This is a genomic window from Gordonia abscondita, assembly GCF_032711245.1.
Taxonomy (GTDB): domain Bacteria; phylum Actinomycetota; class Actinomycetes; order Mycobacteriales; family Mycobacteriaceae; genus Gordonia.
This window is the reverse complement of sequence record NZ_CP128986.1, coordinates 1,181,627-1,192,179: the sequence shown is the minus strand read 5'-3', so window position 1 is coordinate 1,192,179 and position 10,553 is coordinate 1,181,627. Positions and strand designations below refer to the sequence as shown.

The window sequence follows — 10,553 nt, the reverse complement described above, 5'->3', positions numbered from 1 at the left end:
GCGCCGACTCAGCGCACGCATCGAAAATGCGTCGTCAGTCGGTCGCCGTCGACGAAGTGAAAGGCGATGCCTGCGGGTTGGGAGTCGTTGACGATGTCGTCGCCTTCAAACGGAAGGTTCAACGTCGACGACACTCCGGGCGCGGTCACGACGGGGATGCCCGCGAACATTCCTGCGGACGGCGAGTGGATGTGCCCGCACACGAGCCCGATGATCCGTGGATGGCGGCGGACGAACGCTTCGAGGTTCGACGGATCGAGTTGGGCGATCGAGTCCATAAACGGCATGCCGACCTTGTTCGGCGGATGGTGGAACGCGATGAGGACGGGGACGTCGCCCGCTCCCGAGATCTGCTCCGCGGCCCACGTCAGAGTCTCGTCGGAGATCGACCCGTCGTTGCGGCCGGGAATCGACGAGTCGAGCGCCAGGATCAGTAGCCCGTCGAGCAGCAACGCCGAGTCGACCGGCGCGGACGGGTCGGCCGCGTCGGGGTGGGCGACATGGCGGTAGGCGGTTCGATCGTCGTGGTTGCCGAGCAGCGTGACAGTCGGGATGTCGGTGGTGAGTGTCGCGGCCGCTTCGCGGTACTGGTCGGCGGTCCCTTCGTCGGTCAGATCGCCGGTGACGAGGAGTGCGTCGATGTTCGCGGAACCTCCGCACCGATCGTGCAGGTAGTCGAGGGCGGCGAGGATTCGCTCACGTTGCTCAGCGTCACCGCGGAAATGCAGGTCGCTGATCTGCGCGACGACGAGCATGTCGCTCTCCCCTCCGTGGACCGCGCGTACCGCACCAGGCTAACGGACGGGCGCGGCTGTCGCCGATCCGGCTGTGTGGGTCGCCACGTTCGCGTATCGGCGAGGTCAGAGACTGACCGTGACTTCCTTCGCGAACCGGTATGGCGCGGTCGCCAACAACCCGCCGAACGTCTTGCGTAGCCGGGACATCTCGGCGCGAACGGTGACGGTCCGCGACGGGTCGCCGAACAGTTCGGCGGCGAGTTCGGCTGCCGACAGTCCCGCCGGGTTCCGTGCCAAGAGTGTGAGCAGGTCTCGATGCCGCGGTGACGGATTGTGTGTCCACACACCGTCACCGGAGGCGACGGTGACGACATTTCCGATAGTGACGCTGGTGCTTTCGCGTTCGGCGTTGTCGGCAGGGCGCACCAGCCAGCCGCCAGGCAACGGTTCCACATCGCAGAGGCCGAGTCCGGACACGGGCACGCGGCTCGGTGCCAGATCGGACGGCAACACGATCCGCCTGCGGGGTTCGACGCGGTCGACTGCGGCGACCCAGCCGAACTCGTCGACCGCCAATGCGGGTCGACCTGCTCGCGCGAGGATCGGGGCGGCGACCGAGCGCAGCATGTCGAGTTGATCGCGGTGCGCGTTCTGCAGCCGCGCCTCCGCCAGGCGTGCCACCGAGTCGACGAGCGCGATCGTTGCCGGGTGGATCGACGCCGCGGGCCCGCTCACATCCACCACCCCGAGCATTCCGCCGCTCCGTGGATCGCGGATCGGCGCGCCCGTGCACGTCCACGCATGATGGCTGCGGACATAGTGTTCGGCGGAGAACACCTGGACTGCCTGCCCGGCGGTCAGTGCGGTGCCGATCGCGTTGGTGCCGACGGCGTTCTCCGCCCACGACGCGCCTTCGACGAAGCCGAGGCCGTCGGCGCGGCGGCGGACGGCCGACGTTCCCGCCCGCCACAGGACATGGCCTTGCGCGTCGGCGACGACCAGGATGTTCGGGCTGTCCCGAAGGACCGCGTCTAGGCCGCGGGCGAGGTCGTCCAGTAGGAATCCGAGGCCGGACGCGGCGCGTCGTTCGGTGAGTTCGGCTGCTGCGATCGGATCGACCGGACCGCCGATGTCTGGGTCGACGCCTGCGTCGGCGACGCGCGCCCACGACTGCCCGATCACCGATCGGGGGCGGGCCGGGAGCCGCTGTCCGGCCATCGCCGCGTCGTGCATCGCGCGAAGAACCTGGGCGAACTCGCGCGGATCCTCGCCGGTCGCGAGGGCCGGCTCGGGAAGCGGATGCGCAGTGGTCATGGGTCCTCTGTCGAATCTGGTCGCAGTCTCGTATGTGCAGTCTCGTGTGCCGTTCAGCCTGCGCTCGGTCGGCTTCGTCCGTCAATGGCGTTGCAACTGTCTGCAACCCTTGTAGCCCACGTCACTCATGGAGTGTGCTGTCCATCACATACCGAAAACGATGGCACATAAATCACATGATGGAGAGGATATGCGATGACGCAGACTGCAGAGGCTCCGATGGACACGGTGCGCACACCCGCCGACCGGGTCGACGCCTGGCTGGGCAAATTCAACGACGCGCTGGCGGCTGAGGACCCCGACGCGGTGGCCGCACTGTTCGTCGACGACAGCTACTGGCGCGACCTGGTGGCGTTCACGTGGAATCTCAAGACCGTCGAAGGCCGTGACCAGATCGCCGCAATGCTTGCCGAGCGTCTTACACAGACTCGGCCACGCGGATTCGTTGCGAGTGAGGAGCCGACCGATTCTGACGGCGTCGCGGAGGCGTTCATCGCGTTCGAGACCGCGACGGGTCGAGGCGACGGCCAGTTGCGTCTGCGCGTCGACGACGACGGCGAAGACCGCGCGTGGACCTTGCTCACTACGTTGCAGGAGTTGAAGGGCTTCGAGGAGTCGACTGGGGTGTCCCGTCCGATGGGCGCCTCACATGGCAGCGACCCGACCGCGAAGTCGTGGGCCGAACGGCAGGAGGACGAAGCTGCGGCGCTCGGGCGTACCGTGCAGCCGTACGTTCTCGTGATCGGCGGCGGTCAAGGCGGCATCGCGCTCGGTGCCCGCCTGCGCCAATTGGGGGTCACGTCGCTCGTCGTCGACAAGTACGACCGTCCCGGCGACCAGTGGCGCAGCCGCTACAAGACCCTCTGTCTGCACGACCCGGTCTGGTACGACCACCTCCCGTACCTGCCGTTCCCCGCTAACTGGCCGGTGTTCGCGCCGAAGGACAAGGTGGCCGACTGGCTGGAGTTCTACACGAAAGTCATGGAGGTTCCGTACTGGAGCCGGACCGAGTGCACGTCTGCGTCGTACGACGCAGCGAAGGGGCAGTGGACCGTCGACCTCGTTCGCGACGGCGAGGAGATGACCCTGCATCCGACGCAACTGGTTCTCGCGACCGGGATGTCGGGCAAGCCAAACGTCCCGTCGTTCCCGGGCGCGGACACGTTCGCCGGAGACCAGCACCATTCGAGCCGCCATCCCGGCCCAGACGGCTTCGTCGGCAAGAAGGTCGTCGTCATCGGTGCCAACAACTCTTCGCATGACATCTGTAAAGCCTTGGTGGAGAACGGTATCGACACGACGATGGTGCAGCGTTCGTCGACGCATGTGGTGAAGTCGGCTTCGTTGATGAAGATCGGTCTCGGCGCGCTCTACAGCGAGGAGGCTGTGCGGGGCGGGATGACGACGAAGAAGGCGGACATGACGTTCGCTTCGCTGCCGTACAAGATCATGCACCAGTTCCAGATCCCGTTGTACGACCAGATTCGAGAGCAGGACAAGGACTACTACGACCGCCTCGAGAAGGCAGGTTTCGACCTCGACTTCGGTGACGACGAGTCCGGTCTGTTCATGAAGTATCTGCGGCGCGGCTCCGGCTACTACATCGATGTCGGCGCGTGTGACCTCGTCGCCGACGGGACCATCAAGCTCGCGAAGGGTGGCGTCAAGGAGATCACCGAGAACAGCGTGGTGCTCGAAGATGGGGCGGAGTTGCCCGCCGACGTCATCGTCTACGCGACCGGGTACGGATCGATGAACGGTTGGGCCGCGGACCTGATGGGCCAGGACGTCGCCGACCGCGTCGGCAAAGTGTGGGGTCTGGGCTCGGACACCACCAAGGATCCGGGTCCGTGGGAGGGCGAACAGCGCAACATGTGGAAGCCCACCCAGCAGCCGAACCTGTGGTTCCACGGCGGCAACCTGCACCAGTCGCGTCACTACTCGCTGTACCTCGCACTGCAGTTGAAGGCGCGCTTTGAAGGTTTGGACACTCCGGTCTACGGACTACAGGAAGTGCACCACCTGAGCTGAGTTTGAGCTGATCGAGCGGAGTCGAGACCTCGACTCCGCTCGATCACGTCACAGGCTTCCGAAGCCGACGAGCCCATCGTCGTCGCCGATCGTGAACTCGCTGATCCGAACGTTGCCGCCCAACTCGTTGCCGCCGACTGTCGTGACGACGTCGCCGTCTACCCGGAGCACGATGTTGGTGTGCTGACCGAATCTACTCTCCGACGAATAGAGCATGACGTCGCCGAGCTCGGGACGGTAGCCGGAGTCGGCCGCGTGGAAATGCTTCTCGGACTGGAAGTATTCGGTGAGCGTGGCCACGCCGGGGATCCGCCAACTGCCCGAGTTCGGATTGACGAGAGTCCGACCGGATTGGTTCATCACCCAGCTCACGAAGTCGGCGCACCACGCCTCGTCGACGCCTTCGGAATACTTGGTGCCGTCCGGTTGCGCGTCGAACTCGGTCCGTGTCACTTCGACAATCCGCTGCTGGACTGGATCGAGGGTCGTGGTGTCGATGTCGGGGTAGTCGCGGCCGCGGTGGCCGTCGAACCAGGCGGCGACTGTCGTCGCTGCTCCGGAGTGGAGTACGACGAGTGCGCCGCAGCCGAAAAGAACGACGACTACGGCGAGCGTGATGAGGACACGGTGTCGACGAGGGCCGGAGTGGACGTCGGGTTCGTCAGTGTCGACTGGCATGACGGCCAAGAGTAGTGATGGCCCCGGAGCAGGTCATTCGTGTGACTACAGATCCCCGGGCAGTTTGTCCCGGCGGATACCCCGCCAACTCGGGTGGCGCAGATGTCCGGTGGAGGTCCAGTCCATGAAGCGGACGTCGGCGACCAGGGTGGGCAGCACCCAGGTCGCGCTCGACGCGACCGGCTTATCGATCGTGCCGACGAACGGGCTACGGCCGATCGTCAATGGCTTCAACTCTTCCATCAGCGCGTCGAGGTCGGCGTCGGTGAAGCCGGTCCCGACCCGTCCGATGTAGCGCAGACCGGTCTCGGCCGGCAGTCCGACCAGAAGCGATCCGATGGTCCCCGACCGTCCGCCGCGACCGGGGCGGTAGCCACCGATTACTACTTCGATGTCGTTCCAGTTCTTGTGTTTTCGCCAGTCCGGGCTGCGGCGGCCAGGTTGATAGGTCGCCGCGCGTCGTTTCGCGACGATCCCCTCCCATCCTTTCGTCCGGGCGTGTTCGGCGGCCGCCGCGCCCGGCCCCGGCAGCAAGACCGGGACCTCAGCGATGGCTGCCGCCTCGATGACCGGGGTGAGCTCGTCCAGTAGCTGTCGCCGCTTTTCCCACGGCGTCGAGGTGAGGTCAGTGCCGTTCAACTCGACGACGTCGAACACGAGGTAGGCGAGTGTGTACTCGTCGTCGCGGTGATGCCGGGAGGCGAGGAGTCCGAAATCGGTGCGTCCCGCGGCGTCGTACGCGACCACCTCTCCGTCGAGGACCACGTCGAACCCGCGGAGCACGGTGCCCAACTCGCGCAGCTCCGGGAAGTCGGCTGTCATGTCGACGCCGGACCGTGACCACAGGCGGATGTCGCCGTCGTCGTGTCGGAGGAGGATTCGATATCCGTCCCACTTCCCCTCGAACGCCCACCCGTCGTCGGTCAGCCCGTCGATCGCCTCGTCGGCTGCAAGCATCGGTTTGACGCCGGACGTGGTGCCGGTGATCCGTGTCGGGCCAGGCTCCGTGGCGAGTCGAGACGACCGCGCCTTGCGGTATTCGCCGAGGTCGACGGGTTTGTCTGGAGCGGCGCCGACAGGTCCGACTTCGATCGCCGGGTCGAGGTCGGCGAGAAGGTCGCCGGACTCGCCGATGCGGTCGAGGACGTCGCGAAAGTCGAGCTGTGCGAGAGCTGGGTCGGCGAGTTCGTCCCAGGTCCGGGGTGCGGCGACCCACGGCCGTTCGCTGCCACGCAACGAGTATGGGGCGAGGGTCGTCTTGGCCGCGGTGTTCTGGCTCCAGTCCAGGAACACTTTCGAGGTGCGCGCGGCTTTCGCCATCGACGCCGTCACGTCGTTCGGGTGCGCGGCGGCGAGGGAGTCCGCGATCCGCTTGGCGACGGTGCGCGCCGACTCCGACTTCACCGGTGACGGAAACCGTGCGTACACGTGGATGCCCTTACCTCCGCTGGTCACCGGGTATGAGGTGAGTCCGGCGTCGGCGAGGATGTCGCGTATCGCGAGGGCGACCTCAGCGCACCGGTGCAGTCCGACGTCCGGCCCGGGATCGAGGTCGATGACCAGGCGGTCGGTGCGTCGGGACTCGTCACCCGCCGACCCGACCCCCGACAGATCGATACGCCATTGCGGCACGTGCAACTCGAGAGCGGCCATCTGCGCGAGCCACACCAGGTCTGCTGCCGACCGCGCGACCGGATACACGGTTTTTCCTTCGGCGTGCGCGATCGTGAAGCGTGCCAACCAGTCCGGCGTACCGGGCGGAACAGCCTTCTCGAAGAACGGGCCGGATCCGGTCCCATGAGGCCACCGCTTGCGGGTGACGGGACGGGACGCGATGTGTGGCAGCATCACGTCCGCCACCGCGAGCACATACTGCAGAACGTCGAACTTGCGCGTGCCGTCGCCTGGATACATCACCTTGTCGAGGTTCGTCACCGTGATGAACCGTCCGTCGACTTCCAGCTTGGATCCGGGCATGGACCCGATTCTGCCGTGTCCGGTTCACCGCCGCATCGAACACAGTTGCCTCGTCGGCTCCACTCGACGAGCGCGCAGGCGTGGCACAATCGCAGCATGCGCTCCATCTGGAAGGGTGACTTGAGCTTTGGCCTGGTGAATGTGCCGGTCAAGGTGTACTCGGCGACGGAGAGTCACGACCGGAGTTCGCATCAGGTCGACGCGAAAGACGGCACCAGGATTCGCTATCGGCGGGTGCGCGAGGGCACGGACGCGGAGGTTGAGTACGCGAGCATCGCCAACGCGTACGAGACCGATTCTGGCGAGTCGGTGATTCTGACGAAGGCCGATCTCGCGGAGCTTCCGGTCACGCGGAGCCCGGAGATAGCGATCCTCGAGTTTGTGCCGATCGACCAGGTGGATCCCATCTACTTTGACAAGCCCTACTACTTGGAGCCGTCGTCGAAATCCCCGAAAGCGTATGTGTTGCTTGCTAAAGCGCTTGAACGCACGGAGCGGTTGGCGATCGCGAACTTCACTCTCCGAAATCGGACGAGGCTGGCCGCGCTCCGAGTAATCGACGATGTCATGACGCTTCAGACGCTGTTGTGGCCCGACGAGGTCAGAGTGCCCGACTTCGACTTCCTGTCCTCGGATGTCGAGATCCGGGACAAGGAACTCGACATGGCAGCATCGCTCATCGAGACCATGGCCTCCGATTTCGACCCGTCGCAGTTCGAGGACACCTACCAGGCGGAGTTGTCGAAACTGATCGAGGCGAAAGCCGGTGGCGACAACGCGTTCGCCGAGCCCGAAGCGGCGAAGGCCGACGACGGCGACGACGAGGTCGCTGATCTTCTCGCAGCGTTGCAGGCATCGGTGAAGAACCGAGCCGCGGGGTAACTGGTAACACCGACGATCTGATTGTGGTCGACGACGTGTCCTCGTAAACTCATCGACCATGAGTGAACTTACGGAACAGCAGGCCGTCGTAGAGTTTCGGCAACGCGTGGACTCTCAAGAGATCAGTGCGCCAGCTGACCTCGACGCGATCTGGGCTGCGCTGACCCCCGTTGCCATCGACGACGTGATCGGTGACTGGCGCGGCGGCGAACTGCCGTCCGGGCATGCACTGGACGGCCAACTCGAGGCGGTCGGGTGGTACGGGAAGTGGTTGCGCAGCCGCTACGACGTCGCACCGATGGTCTGCCGCGGTGCGGACGGGGAACTGTACTCGAACCTTGAGATCGGTAAAGGTGCGGCCAGCCTGTGGATGGTCGAGTTCCGTGGCGAACTCACCGCGTCGATGGTGTACGACGGCCAGCCCGTGATCGACCACTTCAAACGCGTGGACGACGACACCCTGATGGGCATCATGAACGGCAGCACCTCGCTCGTCCGTGACAAGCACTTCTACTTCTTTCTCACCCGCTGATCGAGGCCCTGCTGCCGGGTTGACCGCTGTGCGCTCAGTGCTGGCGCCGTGGCGTAAGACACAATGAACCGCATGGCTGAGAACTACGGGCGGGCACGGCAGAACGAGATCTATCGGGCGGGGATTCATGGGCGTACTCCGTCCGTGCCGACCGATTTCGCGACGCTTGAGGAGCGGGCGAAGGCAAAGATGAGCGCACGCGGGTGGGCGTACATCGCGGGCGGTGCGGGGGAGGGGCGGACGATGGCCGCCAACCGTGCCGCTCTGGACCGGTGGGCGATCGTCCCGCGCATGCTGCGCGACACCAGCGACCGCAACCTGGAGATCGAGTTGTTCGGGCAGAACCTTCCCGCGCCCATCCTGTTCTCGCCGGTCGGCGCGGGCGCGTTGGCTCACGATCGCGCCGACATCCATATCGGACGTGCGGCAGCCGAACTCGGCCTGCCATACATCTTTTCCAACCAGGGCTGTGCCCCGATGGAAGAGGTTGCCGCCGAGATGGATTCAGTCAGCCGCGGTGCGCCACGCTGGTTCCAGCTCTACTGGTCCACCGATGACCGGCTCGTCGAGAGCCTGGTGGGCCGCGCTGAGAAGGCTGGAGCCGCGGCGATCGCCATCACCCTCGACACGACGCTGCTCGGTTGGCGACCGCAGGACCTCAACCTGGGGTCGCTGCCGTTCGCGCGGGCCGAGGGGATCGACCAGTACACATCTGATCCGACGTTCTGGGAGATCGTCGCCGAACGGCTCAAGGGCGCGGTCAGTGAGAAGCCGGACGTGAGTATCGGCGCGATTAAGACTCTGTTCTCCATCGCGAAGAACGTGCCGGGCGACCTCCGTCGGAATCTCACCGCTCCGGAGCCACGGGCGGCAGTCGAGACTTTCCTCGACATCTACTCGCGGCCGACGCTGAGCTGGGCAGACATCGTCACGTTGCGCGATATGACGTCATTGCCGATCGTCCTCAAAGGCGTCTTGCATCCAGACGATGCTCGGCAGGCGGTCGACGTCGGCGTCGACGGGGTCATCGTGTCGAATCACGGTGGGCGACAGGTGGACGGATCGATCTCGTCGACCGACGCGCTGGTCGACGTCGCGGACGCGGTCGGGGGACAGATGAAAGTCCTCGTCGACTCCGGCTTCTATACCGGGTCGGACGTGTTCAAAGCGCTCGCGCTCGGCGCGGACGCCGTCTGTGTCGGCCGCCCGCACATGTACGGGTTGGCGCTGGCCGGCGCGGCAGGCGCCCGGGACGCGGTCGCGAACATCGTCGCCGAACTCGACCTCACGTTGGGATTGTCGGGGCAGACCGACGTGCGGACCCTCGATCGATCGGTGCTCAAAAAGGTGTAGTCGGCCCTACGGCACGCCTGCCAGGCGCAGCACGGCCGTCGCCGCCGCAGCCAGGACGACGACGGCGACGAGTGGTGCCTTGAACCAGGCGGCGAGTACTCCGATGGCAACGCCGATCGGCCGGGCGGGTCCGGCGAGCGCGCTGCCCTCGAACAGGGTCGTGGTGAGTCCGACAGCGATCAGCAGAACCATCGTCGACCGCTCCATCAAAGCTTCGACGGCAGGTGACACGGTAGTCCTGGTTCGCAGCATCAGGCCGGCCACGCGGAGCGCATAGGTGCCGCAGGCCAATACTGTGACGGCCCCCGCGAACTGCCAGCCGGTCACGATGCCACCTTCTCCCGTACGGGCGCACTACTGCGGCTCGTCGCGAGAAGGCCGATTGGGATGCCGAGAAGCGACAGGATGACGGGGATTCCGGCGGCGACAAACCCGGCGGTGGCCAGAGCGATCGACGCGCCGAAGATCGCAGCCCAGCGGGTGTCGCGGTCGCGCAGGGCAGGTAGTGCGAGAGCCACTAGGAGGGCGGGGAATGCCGCGTCGAGTCCGAGTGTTTCCGGTGACCCGATCACCTGTCCGGCGAGCGCCCCGGTGAGTGCACCGAGCGGCCAGCACGCGACGACGGCGACACCGCAGATCAGGAAGGCGGACCGCGCCGTCGCGGGGTCGCGGTGTGGCGCCGAGTAGACGGCCGTCTCGTCGTTCACCAGGTGCGCGGCGGCGAAGAGTGTGCGATCGCGCTTCATGAATCGTCCGGCCGACAATCCATACGAGACGTTGCGTACGTTCATCAGAAGTCCGGTAAGCGCACCGATGATCGGGAGGCCGCCTCCTGCGACGACGGAGATCATGACGAACTCCGACGATCCGGCGAGGACGACGCAGGCCATCAAGACGATCTGCCACCAAGCCAGACCGATATCGTGAGCGGCGGCGCCATAGGAGGTTCCGATCACCCACATCGAGGTGCCGATGGCGACGATCTCGCGGGGGACCGCTGCTGCGACTCGACCGAAGGTTCTCCATAGCGAACGCATGTCCATTATGAT

General features: G+C 65.7%; 9 protein-coding genes and 1 pseudogene. 4 read left to right on the top strand and 6 right to left on the bottom strand.

From position 1 onward, the window contains the following. Positions 1-8: 8 nt before the first annotated feature. Positions 9-755: a metallophosphoesterase gene (locus MP11Mi_RS05615; protein WP_420041312.1), complete on the bottom strand. Its 747-nt coding sequence runs from the start codon at positions 753-755 to the stop codon at positions 9-11. Between the two features lie 105 nt (positions 756-860). Next, complete coding sequence (locus MP11Mi_RS05610) at positions 861-2,051, bottom strand: helix-turn-helix domain-containing protein (protein ID WP_420041311.1); 1,191 nt, start codon at positions 2,049-2,051, stop codon at positions 861-863. 195 nt (positions 2,052-2,246) lie between these two features. Between MP11Mi_RS05610 and MP11Mi_RS05605 the strand changes: the two genes are divergently transcribed. Continuing rightward, positions 2,247-4,082 carry an NAD(P)-binding domain-containing protein gene (locus MP11Mi_RS05605; RefSeq protein ID WP_420041310.1) on the top strand — a complete coding sequence of 612 codons (1,836 nt, stop codon included), beginning with the start codon at positions 2,247-2,249 and terminating at the stop codon, positions 4,080-4,082. Positions 4,083-4,130: 48 nt separating this feature from the next. Here the strand turns inward: MP11Mi_RS05605 and MP11Mi_RS05600 are convergent, their stop codons facing one another. Together MP11Mi_RS05600 and ligD are read right to left on the bottom strand one after the other, a co-directional pair. Beyond that, positions 4,131-4,760 carry a CHAP domain-containing protein gene (locus MP11Mi_RS05600; RefSeq protein WP_420041309.1) on the bottom strand — a complete coding sequence of 210 codons (630 nt, stop codon included), beginning with the start codon at positions 4,758-4,760 and terminating at the stop codon, positions 4,131-4,133. 45 nt (positions 4,761-4,805) lie between these two features. Beyond that, positions 4,806-6,737: a non-homologous end-joining DNA ligase gene (gene ligD / locus MP11Mi_RS05595; protein ID WP_420041308.1), complete on the bottom strand. Its 1,932-nt coding sequence runs from the start codon at positions 6,735-6,737 to the stop codon at positions 4,806-4,808. A gap of 96 nt (positions 6,738-6,833) precedes the next feature. On the opposite strand from ligD, the pseudogene ku reads away from it, so the two are divergent. The 3 genes and pseudogenes from ku to MP11Mi_RS05580 form a co-directional block, all read left to right on the top strand. Continuing rightward, positions 6,834-7,607, top strand: a pseudogene (gene ku, locus MP11Mi_RS05590) (non-homologous end joining protein Ku); the annotation flags it as partial. 70 nt (positions 7,608-7,677) lie between these two features. Further along, positions 7,678-8,151 carry a DUF4334 domain-containing protein gene (locus MP11Mi_RS05585; protein ID WP_420041306.1) on the top strand — a complete coding sequence of 158 codons (474 nt, stop codon included), beginning with the start codon at positions 7,678-7,680 and terminating at the stop codon, positions 8,149-8,151. Positions 8,152-8,223: 72 nt separating this feature from the next. Continuing rightward, positions 8,224-9,504, top strand: coding sequence for an alpha-hydroxy-acid oxidizing protein (locus MP11Mi_RS05580; RefSeq protein WP_420041305.1), 1,281 nt, complete (start codon positions 8,224-8,226; stop codon positions 9,502-9,504). A 6-nt stretch (positions 9,505-9,510) separates the two neighbouring features. Here MP11Mi_RS05580 and MP11Mi_RS05575 read toward each other — a convergent pair whose 3' ends face one another. Further along, positions 9,511-9,831, bottom strand: a complete 321-nt coding sequence (locus MP11Mi_RS05575; RefSeq protein ID WP_420041304.1) for an AzlD domain-containing protein — start codon at positions 9,829-9,831, stop codon at positions 9,511-9,513. Next, positions 9,828-10,541, bottom strand: coding sequence for an AzlC family ABC transporter permease (locus tag MP11Mi_RS05570; protein WP_420041303.1), 714 nt, complete (start codon positions 10,539-10,541; stop codon positions 9,828-9,830). The genes MP11Mi_RS05575 and MP11Mi_RS05570 overlap by 4 nt, the downstream gene beginning before the upstream one ends. Positions 10,542-10,553 lie beyond the last annotated feature (12 nt).

What these genes read in the sequence shown, in the direction of transcription:
- MP11Mi_RS05600 (WP_420041309.1), bottom strand. Translation starts at nt 4,760, where the DNA reads ATGCCAGTCGACACTGACGAACCCGACGTCCACTCCGGCCCTCGTCGA.
- MP11Mi_RS05605 (WP_420041310.1), top strand. Translation starts at nt 2,247, where the DNA reads ATGACGCAGACTGCAGAGGCTCCGATGGACACGGTGCGCACACCCGCC.
- MP11Mi_RS05570 (WP_420041303.1), bottom strand. Translation starts at nt 10,541, where the DNA reads ATGCGTTCGCTATGGAGAACCTTCGGTCGAGTCGCAGCAGCGGTCCCC.
- ligD (WP_420041308.1), bottom strand. Translation starts at nt 6,737, where the DNA reads ATGCCCGGATCCAAGCTGGAAGTCGACGGACGGTTCATCACGGTGACG.
- MP11Mi_RS05615 (WP_420041312.1), bottom strand. Translation starts at nt 755, where the DNA reads ATGCTCGTCGTCGCGCAGATCAGCGACCTGCATTTCCGCGGTGACGCT.
- MP11Mi_RS05610 (WP_420041311.1), bottom strand. Translation starts at nt 2,051, where the DNA reads ATGACCACTGCGCATCCGCTTCCCGAGCCGGCCCTCGCGACCGGCGAG.
- MP11Mi_RS05585 (WP_420041306.1), top strand. Translation starts at nt 7,678, where the DNA reads ATGAGTGAACTTACGGAACAGCAGGCCGTCGTAGAGTTTCGGCAACGC.
- MP11Mi_RS05580 (WP_420041305.1), top strand. Translation starts at nt 8,224, where the DNA reads ATGGCTGAGAACTACGGGCGGGCACGGCAGAACGAGATCTATCGGGCG.